The 13,992-nt window shown below is 60.3% G+C and carries 18 protein-coding genes; 10 read left to right on the top strand and 8 right to left on the bottom strand.

From position 1 onward, the window contains the following. Positions 1-54: 54 nt before the first annotated feature. Together B3527_RS00285 and B3527_RS00280 are read right to left on the bottom strand one after the other, a co-directional pair. On the bottom strand, positions 55-1,113 hold the full coding sequence (locus B3527_RS00285; RefSeq protein ID WP_290479432.1) for a helix-turn-helix domain-containing protein: 1,059 nt from the start codon (positions 1,111-1,113) through the stop codon (positions 55-57). Positions 1,114-1,196: 83 nt separating this feature from the next. Beyond that, positions 1,197-1,517, bottom strand: coding sequence for an ArsR/SmtB family transcription factor (locus tag B3527_RS00280; protein ID WP_242517337.1), 321 nt, complete (start codon positions 1,515-1,517; stop codon positions 1,197-1,199). Between the two features lie 236 nt (positions 1,518-1,753). Here B3527_RS00280 and infA point away from each other — a divergent pair, with 236 nt between their 5' ends. Next, a complete protein-coding gene (gene infA / locus B3527_RS00275) occupies positions 1,754-1,972 on the top strand; it encodes a translation initiation factor IF-1 (protein ID WP_011646371.1) in 219 nt (72 codons plus the stop codon). 5 nt (positions 1,973-1,977) lie between these two features. Further along, positions 1,978-2,562 (top strand): Maf family protein, encoded by a 585-nt coding sequence (locus B3527_RS00270; RefSeq protein WP_290479433.1) that lies wholly within the window; start codon positions 1,978-1,980, stop codon positions 2,560-2,562. Here B3527_RS00270 and B3527_RS00265 read toward each other — a convergent pair. From B3527_RS00265 to B3527_RS00255, 3 genes are read right to left on the bottom strand one after another with little or no spacing between them, the layout of a single operon-like run. Further along, on the bottom strand, positions 2,559-2,906 hold the full coding sequence (locus B3527_RS00265; protein WP_290479434.1) for a hypothetical protein: 348 nt from the start codon (positions 2,904-2,906) through the stop codon (positions 2,559-2,561). The genes B3527_RS00270 and B3527_RS00265 overlap by 4 nt on opposite strands. 12 nt (positions 2,907-2,918) lie before the next feature. Next, on the bottom strand, positions 2,919-3,446 hold the full coding sequence (locus B3527_RS00260; RefSeq protein WP_290479435.1) for an RNA polymerase sigma factor: 528 nt from the start codon (positions 3,444-3,446) through the stop codon (positions 2,919-2,921). Positions 3,447-3,477: 31 nt separating this feature from the next. Further along, positions 3,478-3,852, bottom strand: a complete 375-nt coding sequence (locus tag B3527_RS00255) for a DUF6249 domain-containing protein (RefSeq protein WP_206990885.1) — start codon at positions 3,850-3,852, stop codon at positions 3,478-3,480. Positions 3,853-4,006: 154 nt separating this feature from the next. Here B3527_RS00255 and B3527_RS00250 point away from each other — a divergent pair, with 154 nt between their 5' ends. From B3527_RS00250 to B3527_RS00220, 7 genes are all read left to right on the top strand, one after another. Further along, a complete protein-coding gene (locus tag B3527_RS00250; RefSeq protein ID WP_290479436.1) occupies positions 4,007-4,720 on the top strand; it encodes a fused DSP-PTPase phosphatase/NAD kinase-like protein in 714 nt (237 codons plus the stop codon). 61 nt (positions 4,721-4,781) lie between these two features. Continuing rightward, a complete protein-coding gene (locus B3527_RS00245; RefSeq protein ID WP_034811431.1) occupies positions 4,782-5,093 on the top strand; it encodes a hypothetical protein in 312 nt (103 codons plus the stop codon). Between the two features lie 120 nt (positions 5,094-5,213). After that, complete coding sequence (locus B3527_RS00240) at positions 5,214-5,489, top strand: hypothetical protein (RefSeq protein WP_034811433.1); 276 nt, start codon at positions 5,214-5,216, stop codon at positions 5,487-5,489. An 83-nt stretch (positions 5,490-5,572) separates the two neighbouring features. Then, entirely contained in the window at positions 5,573-5,959 is a 387-nt protein-coding gene (locus tag B3527_RS00235) for an MAPEG family protein (protein WP_034811435.1), read from the top strand. Positions 5,960-6,003: 44 nt separating this feature from the next. Beyond that, entirely contained in the window at positions 6,004-7,350 is a 1,347-nt protein-coding gene (locus B3527_RS00230; RefSeq protein ID WP_290479437.1) for a TldD/PmbA family protein, read from the top strand. After that, complete coding sequence (locus B3527_RS00225) at positions 7,337-8,461, top strand: inositol monophosphatase family protein (protein ID WP_242517336.1); 1,125 nt, start codon at positions 7,337-7,339, stop codon at positions 8,459-8,461. The genes B3527_RS00230 and B3527_RS00225 overlap by 14 nt, the downstream gene beginning before the upstream one ends. A 4-nt stretch (positions 8,462-8,465) precedes the next feature. Beyond that, a complete protein-coding gene (locus tag B3527_RS00220; RefSeq protein ID WP_290481738.1) occupies positions 8,466-10,238 on the top strand; it encodes an ABC transporter ATP-binding protein in 1,773 nt (590 codons plus the stop codon). On the opposite strand, the gene B3527_RS00215 is transcribed toward B3527_RS00220, so the two are convergent. Further along, complete coding sequence (locus tag B3527_RS00215) at positions 10,235-11,671, bottom strand: FAD-binding oxidoreductase (protein ID WP_290479439.1); 1,437 nt, start codon at positions 11,669-11,671, stop codon at positions 10,235-10,237. The two genes, B3527_RS00220 and B3527_RS00215, sit on opposite strands and share 4 nt — an antisense overlap. Before the next feature lie 159 nt (positions 11,672-11,830). On the opposite strand from B3527_RS00215, the gene B3527_RS00210 reads away from it, so the two are divergent. Then, on the top strand, positions 11,831-12,820 hold the full coding sequence (locus tag B3527_RS00210; RefSeq protein ID WP_290479440.1) for an AraC family transcriptional regulator: 990 nt from the start codon (positions 11,831-11,833) through the stop codon (positions 12,818-12,820). A 57-nt stretch (positions 12,821-12,877) separates the two neighbouring features. Here the strand turns inward: B3527_RS00210 and B3527_RS00205 are convergent, their stop codons facing one another. Beyond that, the gene (locus B3527_RS00205; RefSeq protein WP_290479441.1) at positions 12,878-13,267 is read right to left on the bottom strand and encodes a hypothetical protein; all 390 of its coding nucleotides are present in this window, start codon (positions 13,265-13,267) and stop codon (positions 12,878-12,880) included. A 124-nt stretch (positions 13,268-13,391) separates the two neighbouring features. Further along, positions 13,392-13,979 (bottom strand): hypothetical protein, encoded by a 588-nt coding sequence (locus B3527_RS00200; RefSeq protein WP_290481741.1) that lies wholly within the window; start codon positions 13,977-13,979, stop codon positions 13,392-13,394. Positions 13,980-13,992: the final 13 nt, after the last annotated feature.

Genomic DNA, 13,992 nt, shown 5'->3' with positions numbered 1-13,992 from the left:
GCTTGGGCGATGACCTGAGGGCTCAACACAAGTGAACATTTTCGCTCAGGCGCGTCAGGCTTGAGCAGTTTCCATGCTGGACCTGGCATAGACGGCAGGCGAAACACCGCGCATCTTCTTGAACGCCCGATTGAAGGCGCGCACATCGGAATAGCCAAGAAATTCCGCAACTTGGGCGACGCTTGTGCCTTGTGCCAGCATCAGGCCGGCCCGTTCGGCGCGGCTTTCCTGGAGGATGTCCCGGAAACTTGTGTGCTCTTCGCTCAGGCGGCGGCGCAAGGTTGCAACGCTCACGTCCAGATGCCGGGCGACAGCTTGCTGGGTTTCGTGTCCATCCGAAATCAGGTCGGCTGTGCGTACTGAATAGCTTCGCGAGTCGGAAGAAGGCGCGATGGCTTCAAGATGGCGGATGACGCGCGCGAAAATCCCGTCAGCGGTCAGATCGACTTCCGGGGTGGCGGGAATGGTCTCGCAGGCTATGTCGATATCGTAGATCAGTTCATAGGCTGCATGACCGTAGCCGATGGGCACCTGCCAAAATTGCAGCTGGCCATTGCCGTCATCATTCCGGTTCCTGAGCAGGCTCACCCGTTTGAGCGCCCGGCCTGCGGCGCCGCCGGTCAGGCTGTCGAGCAGGGCATGAGTCTTGATCAGCAAGGCGTCGCCGACGAAATGCGTCAACGCACGGTCATCGCGAAAGCGATAGGGGAAGGTTGAATCGTCCACCACGAGCGCGAGCATGGAATCGGTCTGGCGGACATAGTTGTAGCGCCCGCCATGCATCATGTTGAAATGCGAAGCGAGGCTCCGGATTGCGTCTTGCAGGGTCGAGGCCGCCTGGATCTGCGTCACGACAAATGTGCCGGTCTGGTAGAGCAGCTTTCGTTCAGAAAGTTGCGCAGTCAGGTCGTCGAAGGACCGGGCGATCTCGCGTTGGATGCGATAATAGTCTACCAGATCAATCTGCGTGCCGGGTTGGCTTGTGCGTTTGCCCGGATCGATGCCCAGTCGATCCAGCAGGCCGTCAACGTCCACACCCGACGTTCCGGCCCATGACAGGATCGGTTCAATCTGGTGGAGTTCGAAACTCGCCCGGGTCAGTGACTGCGACATGCGGGTCTTATAGCAGGAATCTGTATCGAAAACGTATCCTGATTCAAAAGGATGTTTTCAAATATGGCGTTGCTGCAACAGGCCTAGCGGTAATAGGCGCACAGCGTGTCGACCAGCGCCCGGCCGATCCCGCCCGCACAACGATAATAGATCGTCTGCGCATCCCTGCGGCTTTCAACCAGACCGGCCGCACGCAGCTTTGCCAGGTGCTGGGATACAGCGGAATGCGATTGGCCGGTCATGTCGGCCAGCTGATGAACAGGGTGCTCGCCTTCATTCAGCGCGCACATGATCTTCAACCGCGTATCACTCGACATGGCCTTCAGCACGTCTGAGGCCTCGTGAATGCGCTCCGACATGAGGTCAAAGGCATCCTTCGTCTGGGGTTTGTGCTGGGCTTTCATCAGGATGTGCTCGTAGTGATTGTTGCGGGCGGCGTATCAGCCAATATGCGAATATAAGCATTAAGATGGTGCGAAACAGGGTCGCGTCTGCAAGAGACGGGCGGGAATACGCTGAAAATGCCCGCATGACGGGGCATTTTGCTGAACTTCAAATCTTGCCGGAATCCGTGCAAACCTTTATGCGCCCCCTATATGCGTTTCGGCGGCGCAATGGACCGCCCTTTATTGGAGACTGCATGTCGAAGGAAGAACTGATTGAATTCGAAGGCACAGTCGTGGAACTGCTGCCGAACGCGACGTTCCGCGTTAAACTCGAGAACGACCACGAAATCATTGCCCATACGGCTGGCAAGATGCGCAAGAACCGCATCCGCGTGCTGACCGGGGACAAGGTCATGGTTGAGATGACCCCTTACGACCTGACCAAGGGTCGTATCACCTACCGCTTCAAATAAGAGATATGGCGTCCTCAGGGCATGTTCCCCTGATCCTCGCCAGTGCGAGTCCCCGGCGGCGAGACCTGCTCGCCCAGATAGGGATTGTGCCGGACGCGATCTGCCCCACTGACATCGACGAATCCCGTCGCAAGGACGAATCTCCGCGTGCGCTGGCCGAAAGGCTGGCGCGGGAGAAGGCCATGGCCTGTCCGGAGGCTGGGTTTGTGCTGGCCGCGGATACCGTGGTTTCGCTGGGCCAGAGAAACCTCGAAAAAGCTGCCGATGCGGCAGAGGCCGAGGCCTTCCTGCGGCTTCTTTCAGGCCGGGCACACCAATGTCTTACCGGTATCGCCGTGAAAGCCCCCGATGGCCGCGTGAGCAGCCGTACCGTGCTTGCTCGGGTGAAGGTGAAGCGCCTGACAGATCAGGAAATCGCTGCCTATATTGCCAGCGGCGAATGGCAGGGCAAGGCGGGCGGCTATGGCATTCAAGGCATGGCCGGCGCCTTCATCACCCATATCAGCGGCAGCTACACCGCGATTGTCGGCCTGCCGCTCTACGAGACAAAAGCCCTGCTGGAAGGCATGGGCTGGCGCGTGAAGGCCTAGGCTTTCTCCCAGGCCGTTATGGCCAGAAGGCTCAGCGCGACCACGCCGCCTACCATGAGCCATATCGGATCGGCCGTCGCGAGCAGGCTGGCATCCTGCTGGGCATCGGTAACAGTCTGGGTGACCAGCGTATCCAGCCCGCTCCAACCTGTCAGCAAGCCCGGTAACTGCACGGCCGCCACGCCAGCACCCACCATACCGACAGCGCCCAGCACCAGTTTGCGAAAGAGGGATTTTCGGCGAATGCCGCCCATCACGTCATTCACGAACGGGGCCGGATCCAGCGCGCGGTCTTCCGCCGTGAAGAGATCGGTCAGGTCTGAATAGGTTTCCTGGTCACGCATCATCGTACTCCATCACGCCACATGGCTGCTTTCAAGGTGTTTGCGGAGCGCGGCCACGCCGCGCGTTACATGGGATTTTATCGTGCCAAGCGGCCAGCCGGTGGCCTCGGCCGCTTCGCGATGGGACAGGCCTGAGGCGACGCACAGCACCACGCAGACCCGCTGGGCTTCAGACAAGGTGTCCAGCGCCCGGTTGAGGTCCATCTGGTCACCGACCTGATCGGACTGGGTGCGCTCGAACGGAATGATCTCTGCCGTTTCGTCAAACTCTATCTCGATCTTCTGCTTTCGGCGGGATTGCAGATATTCGCGCCAGCAGATCGTGCAGATCCAGGCCGAGAAGGTTCCGCCAGCATAGGAACCAATCTTCTGCCAGGCCTTCAGGAACGTCGCTTGCGCGATGTCATCCCCGTCGCTGGCCGAGCCGGTCAGGCGCCTCGCCATGCCGCGTATGCGGGCCTGATGGCGGCGCACGAGTTCGGCAAAGTCTGCCTCATGGCCTCGTGCGGCGCTTGCGGCCAGGTCCGGATCGCTGCGCATGTCGCGCCCTCCCTTGGCAACCAGCCTCAGCTCAACCCTGTTGCCCACGACGACTCGCCGCCCAGAGACCAAGATAGGCCAGACCGATGAAGACAGGGAAGGATGCGACGCCGATCATGGGTTTGACGGCTTCACCTTCTTCCATGCCAACCATCACACCGAGAAAGCCGAAGGCCACTCCGACGGCAAGGAACAGGACGCCCCGGCGCAAATCGGCGCGGACCGGATCGGTGATCAGGGCGAGTTTTTCCATCGTCTCGCCGGTCAGGTCCTGGCCCTTGTCGACCGCATGCCGCACAGTTTCATGCAGGGTCAGGCGTTTCTTGAAATTGTAGTGACTAACCAACCAGACAATCCCGGCAATGGCACCAAAAAAGACTACGGGGACAACAATATCTTCGCTCATTTCAAAAGCTCCTTCAGGCTTGTTCCGGGGCGTCGTGTTCGGCGCCTTTGTAGGGTAGATGCCGGCAGAGGCGTGTTTGGATGCAGCGCACCTGACTTTTTCTTTGTGTCGCCTGTGCTTGCCGATGGCGGGCCCGACCGCTAATCGCGGGGCAATGGTAAAGCTGAGATCGAAAAAGAATCGCAAGCCGCATATAGCGCCGGACCTGTCGACGACACAGGGTCGTGCCCGCGCGCGCCGGGAACTGGTCTGGGGAGACCACGGGTTTCTGCGGGCAGCGTTCTCGAACCTGCACCAGATTTCGCCGGAGATATGGCGCGCCAACCAGCCCTCGCCCAAGAAGGTGGTTGAATATGCCGAGACGCTCGGCATTCGCACCATCCTGAACCTGCGCGGGGAAAGCACCAAGGGCTATTACCTTCTGGAGAAGGAGGCCTGCGAAAAAGCGGGAATCACGCTTGTCGATTTCCAGGTCTTCTCCCGCGACACACCGACGAAAGAGGCATTGTTCGCAGCGAAAGACTTGTTCGAATCGATCGAATACCCGGCGCTCATGCATTGCAAGTCGGGCGCAGATCGGGCGGGGCTGATGTCCGTGCTCTACAAGCTGTTGCGGGAAAAGGTTCCGTTCGAGCAAGCGGTGGAGCAGCTGTCGCTGAAATACCTTCACGTCAAACATGGCAAGACCGGCATGCTGGACGCGTTTTTCCAAGCCTATGCCGATTACAATGCCGGGCGCGCGCCTGAAGACTGGAAACCTTTTCTCGACTGGGTTTCAGACGACTATGACCGGATGGAAGTGAAGGAAAGTTTCCTGCGCGAGTTCGGAAAAGGCATCCAGGTCGACAAGATCCTGCAACGGGAATAGTTGCTTTCCTGTTAGTTAATTTCGTGCTTGGCTGAGCCGAACAGATACCGGAGCTGCCAGAATGCGCGTCCTGATCCTGACCGGCCTTTGCTTGGCCATGCTTGCCGCCTGCAGCCAGAAATCCGACCGTGAAATGTTGACCGAGGCCTGCATCGCCGATGGTGAAGGTCCGGAGACCTGCGCGTGTATCACCGGCGCCATGGAAGAAAAGCTGAGTCCGGACCTGTTTCGGCGCACAGCCGCTGCGATCGGCCGCGAGAAGCGCGATGTCGAGGATTTCGTGGAATCCCTGACCATGGCTGACCAGCTCGAATTTGCATCTTCGCTGACCGCAATGATTTCGTGCGAACTGGCGGTGGCAGACGATGAATAATCAGGGCCTGTCGCAAAATCGACGTCGCCCGGTCATGGGAAGTTCGCTTCTCGCGTGTAATTGGGCGACGGGTGGCACCAATCTGCATAGAATTAGTTTGGAATATAGGAAGGGGATCTCATGAAGTTCTTTATTATCAATAGCTTCCGCACGATGGTCTATGTCGCATATATTGCGATCATCGTGGGGGGCATCGCGCTTGGCCTTTACAATCGGGGTGAATTTACGGGCGAGTTGCTTGGTCTGACCGATACGATTGCTCAAGTGGCCGACTTTGCGGTGTTCACAGTGGGCGGATGGATCGCGGCCAGCCTCGTCTGCGGCCTGATCGTGACATTGCTGGATATTCGCGATGACATAAACGACCGCTTGCCTGATGCGCGTCGCGACGACTGAGCGACTCAATCAGAATCACGATTGAATAAGAACAGGCCATCGATTCGCGTCGGTGGCCTTTTTCAAATGGGGAGGAAACCACAATGACATCACTTGAAGTGGCCGGCGTATATGTCGCCGTGAACATGCTGCTCTTGATCTATCTGGCGTTCCGGGTCGTGTCCGTGCGGCAGTCGGCCAAAGTCTCGGTCGGGACCGGTGGCAATGAGATGCTGGAATTGCGTACGCGAGTGCACGGCAATGCCACGGAATACATCCCGTCCATGCTGGTCGGCCTTGTCATTTTGGCACTGATGGGACTGCCGGCCTGGGCCATCCATGTTGCAGGTGGCGTCTTCACGCTCGGGCGATTGATGCATGTCATCGGGCTTGGCGGGACAATCATGGCCATGCGGGCCGGAGGCATCCTGCTCAGCTGGATTGCAATGGTGCTGACGGCGCTGGCGATCCTGTACCACGCCTTCGCCTGATTTGCGCAGTTGCGCGAGGCGAGCGCAGCGTCCATCTAGCCAGAATGGCTGATTTCAAGATACCGCCGGCCGAATTGCTTGCCGGACTACTGGACCATTGCCGAAAGGAAGGTGCAGACGCTGCCGACGCCCGGATTGGCGAGAGCGAAGGCGTAAGCGTTTCCGTCCGCGACGGCGCGCTGGAGAGCATTGAACGTGAAGAGGGGCGCTCGGTCGCCCTTCGCTGCCTGTATGGCAAGCGACAGGCGCACGTATCCGGCGCGGATTTGTCGCCGGAAGGGCTGAAGGCGCTCGCGGAACGCTGCGTGGCGATGGCGCGCGCTGTGCCCGAAGACAAATATTGCGGCCTGCCGGATGCGGACAAGCTGGCGACAGGCGATCTCGACATGGATCTGACCGGCGAACCGGAAATCTCCGCCGACATCCTGGAATCCGAAGCGCGGACAGCCGAAGCAGCCGCCTTGGGCATTGAAGGCATCAAGACGGTCGCCGGGTGTGGCGCATCCTGGAACCGTTCCTCGCGCTGGGTTGCGGCCAGCAATGGCTTTTCCGCCTTCAAGACAGGCACGTCGACCAGCCTTGGCCTTGCTGCGGTGGCAGAGCGCGATGGCCATATGGAGCGGGACTATGACAGCTGGTCAGTCCGCTTCAAGAAAGACCGCCCGACAGCTGCCGAGATCGGAATCACGGCAGGTGAGCGCACGATCTCGCGCCTTGGCTCACGCAAGCTGAACACGCAGAAGGCCGCTGTCCTGTATGATCGGCGGGTCTCTGCGGGTCTCATAGGGGCATTCCTGGGGGCGATTTCCGGCCCGTCAGTTGCGCGCGGTGTCAGCTTCCTGAAAGACCGGATGGGCGAGCAGGTCTTCGCGGATGGTATCCACATCATCGACGATCCATTCCGCCCGATGGGCATGGGTTCGCGCAGCCATGATGGTGAAGGCCTGCCGGTGCAGGAAACTCACCTGATCGATAATGGCCGACTGACCAGTTGGCTGCTGAATTCCTCTTCGGCGCGCCAGCTGGGCATGGAGCCGAACGGCTTTTCCGCGCTCGGCTTTGGCGATCCTCCCGGCGTGACCACGTCGAACCTCTACCTGAAGGCCGGAGACAAGACCCCCGGCGAACTGGTCAAGGGGGCGGGCAAGGGCCTTTTGGTAACCGACATGTTCGGGCCGTCCATCAATCCGAACAATGGCGACTATTCGGTCGGCGTGTCGGGCTTCTGGTTCGAGGATGGCGAGATTGCCTATCCGGTGTCCGAAGTCACCATCGCGGGTGACCTGCCTTCCATGTTTGCGCGGCTGATCCCGGCCTCGGACCTTGAGTTCCGGGGAACGCGGGACGCGCCGAGCATTCTCATCGAGGATATGAGTCTTGCGGGTAGCTGACCGCACCCTGTTTGAAGACATGAAAATCCTGCGTGAGCTCGCGCAGGAAGCCGGGAAATTGGCGCAGTCCTTCATGCTTGGCGGCCAAACGGCAGAGACCTGGCACAAGAGGGGCGGTAGTCCGGTGACCGAAGCCGATATGGCCGTGAACCAGCTCTGCTCGGATCGACTGACACGCTTCCGTCCGGAATATGGTTGGCTGTCCGAAGAGACGCTCGACGATCCCCATGCGCGCCAAAAGGATCGCTGCTGGGTCGTGGACCCGATTGACGGCACCCGTGCCTATATTCGCGGTGATCCGCATTGGTGCATCGGGCTTGCCATTGTGGAAGAGGGCATCTCGGTGGGTGGGGTGCTGTATGCGCCGGAACTGGACGAATTCTACGAGGCGCATCGCGGGCAGGGGGCGTTTCTGAACGGCGCCGCCATCCGGGTCAGTGAGTGCGCCGCCGAGGCAGGTTGCCGCCTGATTGCGGCGGAGACAATGCTGGAGCACCCAGGCTGGCCGGAGCCTTGGCCGCCCGTTACCGTCGCCCGGCCGAAGCCCAACTCCACCCTGTTGCGGATGGCCTTCGTGGCGGCAGGAAAATGGGATGCAACGCTCGTTCTGGGTCAGAAGGCGGACTGGGATCTGGCTGCGGGCACGATCCTCATCGAGGAAGCGGGTGGTGTTGCCACGACACATCGCGGCGAAAAACTCATATTCAACCGGGCAGTACCTGCACAAAGGAGCGTTATTGCTTCTGGAAACGCCCTGCATCCTCTGTTAGTGCGCAGGTCAGAATTTGTGGATATACCTGACCCACAGGAAAGGGCGCCGAAAATGGTGCCTCCAGCGACTACGGAGCCAGCCAAAATGGGCGATACTACCCGCGAGACCAAACAACTTCTCCACATCGTATTCGGCGGCGAGCTGAAGGATGTGACCGAAGTGGAATTCGAAGACCTGTCCAAGGTCGACTTTGTCGGGGCTTTCCCGAACTACAAGGAAGCCTACGACGCCTGGAAGAATGCTGCCCAGCGTACGGTCGACAATGCCGAAACGCGCTATTTCATCCTGCACGCTCACAAGCTGCTGGACCCGGAAACGGGAGACCACCATCACGTCTGAGGTGGTGACAGCTAAGGCCCCCAAGCAGAAGGGGAGCCTGAGGCGCCTGTTTGCAGCCTATTTCCGCCAGCATATCGGCTGGTTCGCCGCCGGCACGCTCATGGCCCTGCTGACCTCGCTCAGCGCCATGGGCTATTCGCTGGTGCTGAAGATGCTTGGCGATCGGCTGCAGGCGAGTTTCGGGGATGAGGCGCAGGTGCCCGTGTCCGGCCCTGACTGGATCTGGTGGATCGGCGGCGCAATCGTGGCCCTGTCCTGTGCGCGGGCGCTCTCGCTCTACCTGATGACCCTGTTCAACAATACCGGCGTCCAGCGCGGGTTGGTGTCGGTGCAATCGAGCCAGTTCGATTCCCTGACCGATGGTGACTATGCGCGTGTGGCGGCGGATGCGTCCGGCGACTTTGTCTCGCGCTTCATCAATGATGTGAACGCGATCCGCGATGCGGCGCTGCGCTTTGCCAACAATTTCACTAAAAGCACAATCACCGTGATCGGCATGTTCGGTGTGATGCTGGTCATCGACTGGCAGCTGACCCTGCTGTTGCTGGTCGCCTATCCGATTGCGTTCGGGCCGGTCATCGGCCTCGGCAACCGCATTCGCAAACGCTCCAAACAGGCCCAGAAGCAGGTCGGGCAGGTGACATCGCTCCTGTCGGAAGGCTTCCAATCGGCGCGGGTGGTGAAGGCTTACGGGCTTGAGCCGTACCAGAAATCCCGTGCGCGGCAGGGTTTTGTCGAGCGTTCCAAACTGTTCCTGAAAGTGCTGACGGACCGGGCGGCGGTTGACCCGATTCTTGAAGTCGCGGGTGGCGCTGCATTGGCCGGGATTCTCGGCTTTGCGGCCTGGCGTATGTCGCAGGGGGCAATGACCCTTGGCGACCTGCTCGGCTTCATTGCCGCGCTGGGCATCGTCTCGCCAGAATTGCGAGCACTCGGCACACTGAATGCTGTGGCGCAGGAAGGCGGCGCAGCAGCTGATCGCGTGTTCGAGATTGTCGACGCGACGACTCATATTGCGGATGCGCCAGATGCTGAGCGCTTGAACCGGGTCAACGGACATGTGGTGTTTGATGGGGTCAGCTTTGCCTATCCGGATGGCACGCGGGCATTGAACGGATTGTCCTTTGTTGCGGCGCCGGGCGAAACGGTGGCGATTGTCGGACCGTCGGGCGCGGGCAAGTCGACTGTCTTCAACTTGCTCATGCGCCTCTATGATGCCGAGTCCGGCGCGGTAAGCGTGGATGGCAAGAATGTGCGCGGCGTTGTGGGCGATACGCTCCGGGCCAATATCGGGCTGGTGGCGCAGGATTCGGCGCTGTTCGACGATACGGTCCAGAACAATATTGCGCTCGGGCGTCTTGGCGCGACCAATGCAGAGATCGAGGCGGCGGCCAAGGCGGCCAATGCGCATGACTTCATTACTGCCATGCCGGACGGCTACCAGTCGCCGGCGGGTGAGATGGGCCGCAACCTTTCCGGCGGCCAACGCCAGCGCGTGGCCCTGGCGCGGGCGATCCTGCGCGGTGCGCCGATCCTGTTGCTGGACGAGGCGACATCGGCCCTCGACGCCGAGAGCGAAGCAAAAGTGCAGGCGGCCCTTGCGGAATTCTCCAAGGGCCGCACCACGCTGATTATTGCGCATCGCCTTTCTACAGTTCGCGCGGCCGACCGCATCATTGTGATGGAAGACGGCCGCGCGGTGGAGGAAGGCACGCATGACGCGCTGATGGCCTCCAGTGGCGCCTATAAGCGCCTGGTCGAGCTCCAGCTGAGCTAGCCGGCCACCCCGGCTGGTATCTTGCGCGTCAGATTGATGTTCGTGCGAAACAGATTGTCGGGGTCGGTTGCTTCCTTGATGCGTACAAGCCGGTCAAGATTTTCCCCAAAGGCGTCTTCCAGATTATTGGCTTCGTCCCCCTCGGGAATGAAGTTTACATAGCGCGTACCCATGGCGTGGGGCTCCAATGCCTGGAACAGTTTCCGGGCCCATTGAACACATTTTCCGTCATCGGCCGGGTCTTGCCAGCGCGTATGGACGTTGACCACAAAATGGGACTGACGGTTTGGCCAAGCCGTGGCATCCGCCGGAATGCGCGTCGCAGTGCCACCGACATGCCCGAAGAAAATCTCGCATTCATCCGAAGGCAGATTGTTGACCGCTTCATGTATAATGTCGATGGCGGCGTCACTGAAGGCGGCGACATCATGGCTTTTCCAGTAATTGCGTGCGCCTTCGGTGAGCAGCGGATCGAAACTGGTTTGCCAGTCGGCGAACGGCATCGGGCCAAAATGAGTTGCAATCGGATTTCCGATGGAGCGCACGCCCAATGTGGCGGCCTCTGCAGCGTTCAGATCACCGATAAAGCAGAAAGGAACCACCATGACCTCGCGGCCATGCCATTCCTCAGGTATGAAAGGCAGGGGCGGGGCCTTGCGCGAAACGGCCCAGCAGGTCAGTTCGTCCGGCGCGTCTGCAACGAGCGCCTGAAGTGCGCGGGTCACATCTGGAAAATCCGCAATCGGATGGACCAGCATGCCTGCAAACACTTCCGGGCCAACGGGGTGCAGGTCGAAAGTGAATTCGGTGACGACACCGAAATTCCCACCGCCACCCTGAAGGGCCCAGAATATATCGGAATTTTCAGTCTTGCTTGCAGTGATGATCGAGCCGGAAGCGGTCACGAGCCGTACGGATTTCAGGCAGTCCACCGTCAGTCCATACTTCCGCGTCACCCAGCCAAATCCGCCCCCCAGCGCCAGCCCGGCTATTCCTGTTGTTGAATTGATGCCCGTTGGCACGACCAGTCCGAATTCCTGTGTGGCCCGGTCGACATCGCCGAGAGACGCGCCGGGCTGAACCCGCGCCGTCCGGGCCTCCGGATCGACAGTGACCGATTTCATGTCCTGCATGTCGAGCACGAGCCCGTCATCGCAAAGGGCCATGCCAGCGATGTTGTGTCCGCCAGAGCGCAGCGACATGAGCAAGCCATTGGTGGAAGCGAAGCTTACCGCAGCGGCGATGCCAGCTTCGTCCTTGGCGACCAGGATGGCGGCCGGCCGTTTGTCGATCATGCCGTTCCAGATGGCGCGGCGCGCGTCATAGTCATCGGCCTCCGGCGTGATGATCCGGCATCCGGTCGACTGTTGAAGTTCGTTTGCGGAATAGCTTTGCGTGCTCCCGCCCAGTGTATTGATTACAACATTGGTCATTGCGTTTCTCCGTCCCCCATAAGCACGACAATCGCGCTGTTCGTGGGAGGATATTTGCATTGTTGCCCTAAATACGTAATTCTCCTGCATCCGGAAAAAATGCTCATTCATCCAGAGTGTGGCTCGGATCGAGACCGTTTCGGTCTCAGGGGGACGCGTATGGATGTATTATCGCAGGTTTTGAGTGCCGTTCGATTTGAAGCGGCCTTTTATTTCAAGGTCAATGCGTCGGCGCCCTGGGTGACAACCAACCCGTCAATGGACGAGATCGGCTCCATCGTGATGCCGCATGTTCAGCATGTGATTCCGTTTCACGTGATGATTGATGGCGATGCGTGGGCGTGGTCAGCCGCAGGCGATACCGAACCGCAGACCCTGCGGTCTGGCGAGATCATGATCTTGCCTCAGGGGGCAGAGCATTTCATCGCATCCGATCAGAAGCCGAACATGATCCCGAAAGTTGACGTGGAGCCGTATCGGGATGCGGCCAAGCGCGTGACGCCCTATAATCACGTCCAGATTGGCGGAGACGGCAGGCCCGCAACGTTTGTTTGCGGATATTTCGGCTGTGATGCCCGGCCATTCAATCCGCTGCTGAGCGCCTTGCCAGGGATGATGATCGTGCGGCCCACCGACAGTACATGGGCGTTGATGCAGAATTTGATCGTCTCGGCGCTGGACGAGGATGAGCGTCCGGAAGCCGGCAGCCAGACGGTTCTGGCCAAGTTGAGCGAGCTGATGTTCGTTCAGACGCTGCGCCACTATATCGAGACCTTGAGTGAAGATTCGGTTGGCTGGATTTCGGGCCTGCGGGATGAGCGGGTGGGCGCGGTACTGCGCCTGATCCATACACGCCCCGCTGAGCCGTTGACGCTGGACAAGCTGGCCAAGGAAGCGGGCATGTCGCGTTCGGCTCTGGCTGACCGGTTCGCGGCATATACGGGCGAGCCGCCATCCCGTTACCTGACGCGCTGGCGGATGCAACTGGCTTCCAGCCTGCTGTCAAACAGCAGCGTGTCGATCGCAGAAGCGGCAGAAACTGTGGGCTACAGCTCCGAGGCAGCTTTCAAACGGGCATTCAAGAAACATGTCGGAGAGACGCCGGGTCGGGCACGCCGCGCCAGTCCGCCCGCAATAGGACAAGCCTGAGCGACGCCTGTGAGGGCGCTGGGTGGGCTGATGAGTTTTCCGGGGGAAGGGTTGCGGTCAGGTGTCCGGAGCGGGCACAGCGGCCGCATGGGCGCTGACTGGTGAGTTGACTGGGGCGCAGGTCGGGGTCCTCGTGGTAGTTGAGCTGAGTCTCCCACGCTCACCCGGATGGGCGGACGGCAGATCGCCAAGCGCGATGCGGAAGGCTTTTGACGGTGTGAAGGCCAGCGGGTCGTCGGGAGCTTGCGGGAATTCGTGCGGAGGATGCCCGATCCATTTCAGGTATACGGTTCCCTGCCGATCAATGACCGTCATGAACGGGATGCCCCTGCCTTTCACGGCGCGCACATAGAGACGCCACGCGACCATCTGCAGCCAGATCCAGAACCGGTGGGGTTCCAGACAGGAAGGCAGGGGCGAAGCCAGTGGAGCGAGCAGGGTGTCCATGCCCCAGAGTTTGCCGTCGAGCAGAGGGCGGTTGGATAGCAGATAAAAAAAACCCCTGAACTGCGCGGCAGGTCAGGGGTCTTGAAAAATATGAGCTGGGGAGAGGCTGAAAGGTGTCCCCGCTCTAGCCGAGGGCTTTTTCGATTTCGCGGGCAGCGGATTCGAATTGGTCGACGGCCGTGTCTTCGGCCAGAAGGCGTTTCGCAGCGGCCGTGGCAGCGTCTGCAGCGGCGCGGCGGACTTCCTCGGTCGCTTCGGCTTCGGCGCGGGTGATGCGGGCTTCGGCCAGCGCTTCGCGGCGGGCGAGGCGGTCTGCAATATCCTTGCGGGCCTCTTTCATGATCCGCTTGGCGTCGTCCTTGGCCTGGGCGATCATTGCTTCGGCTTCCTTGTCTGCATCCTGCTGGCGACGCTCAGCGAGGGCGAGGGCTTCAGCCGCCTGCTCGCGCAGGCTCTGGGCTTCTTCCAGCTCGTTGCGGATGTCGTCTGCGCGCTTGTCGAGGCCGCCGAGGATCGTCTTCAGGGCGCCCATGCGCCATGCGATCAACAGGAAGGCCGCGAAAGCCAGGAATGCGGTGTGCGTGACCGGATCGGTCAGCGAATACATGAAGCCGCCGATGAAGCCGCCACCGCCATGCGCATCAGATGCGGCAAAGGCGGGTGATGCGACCAGCGCAGCGAAGGTGAGGGCAGGGGCAAGACGAAGGGGCATCTGCATGTCTCTC

It is taken from the genome of Hyphomonas sp. UBA4505, from assembly GCF_002388685.1.
GTDB lineage: Bacteria > Pseudomonadota > Alphaproteobacteria > Caulobacterales > Hyphomonadaceae > Hyphomonas.
This window is presented reverse-complemented; position numbering and strand designations above follow the sequence as displayed.

Coding starts and splice junctions, on each gene's coding strand:
- B3527_RS00285 (WP_290479432.1), bottom strand. CDS start 1,113: ATGTCGCAGTCACTGACCCGGGCGAGTTTCGAACTCCACCAGATTGAA.
- B3527_RS00280 (WP_242517337.1), bottom strand. CDS start 1,517: ATGAAAGCCCAGCACAAACCCCAGACGAAGGATGCCTTTGACCTCATG.
- infA (WP_011646371.1), top strand. CDS start 1,754: ATGTCGAAGGAAGAACTGATTGAATTCGAAGGCACAGTCGTGGAACTG.
- B3527_RS00270 (WP_290479433.1), top strand. CDS start 1,978: ATGGCGTCCTCAGGGCATGTTCCCCTGATCCTCGCCAGTGCGAGTCCC.
- B3527_RS00265 (WP_290479434.1), bottom strand. CDS start 2,906: ATGCGTGACCAGGAAACCTATTCAGACCTGACCGATCTCTTCACGGCG.
- B3527_RS00260 (WP_290479435.1), bottom strand. CDS start 3,446: ATGCGCAGCGATCCGGACCTGGCCGCAAGCGCCGCACGAGGCCATGAG.
- B3527_RS00255 (WP_206990885.1), bottom strand. CDS start 3,852: ATGAGCGAAGATATTGTTGTCCCCGTAGTCTTTTTTGGTGCCATTGCC.
- B3527_RS00250 (WP_290479436.1), top strand. CDS start 4,007: ATGGTAAAGCTGAGATCGAAAAAGAATCGCAAGCCGCATATAGCGCCG.
- B3527_RS00245 (WP_034811431.1), top strand. CDS start 4,782: ATGCGCGTCCTGATCCTGACCGGCCTTTGCTTGGCCATGCTTGCCGCC.
- B3527_RS00240 (WP_034811433.1), top strand. CDS start 5,214: ATGAAGTTCTTTATTATCAATAGCTTCCGCACGATGGTCTATGTCGCA.
- B3527_RS00235 (WP_034811435.1), top strand. CDS start 5,573: ATGACATCACTTGAAGTGGCCGGCGTATATGTCGCCGTGAACATGCTG.
- B3527_RS00230 (WP_290479437.1), top strand. CDS start 6,004: ATGGCTGATTTCAAGATACCGCCGGCCGAATTGCTTGCCGGACTACTG.
- B3527_RS00215 (WP_290479439.1), bottom strand. CDS start 11,671: ATGACCAATGTTGTAATCAATACACTGGGCGGGAGCACGCAAAGCTAT.
- B3527_RS00210 (WP_290479440.1), top strand. CDS start 11,831: ATGGATGTATTATCGCAGGTTTTGAGTGCCGTTCGATTTGAAGCGGCC.
- B3527_RS00205 (WP_290479441.1), bottom strand. CDS start 13,267: ATGGACACCCTGCTCGCTCCACTGGCTTCGCCCCTGCCTTCCTGTCTG.
- B3527_RS00200 (WP_290481741.1), bottom strand. CDS start 13,979: ATGCCCCTTCGTCTTGCCCCTGCCCTCACCTTCGCTGCGCTGGTCGCA.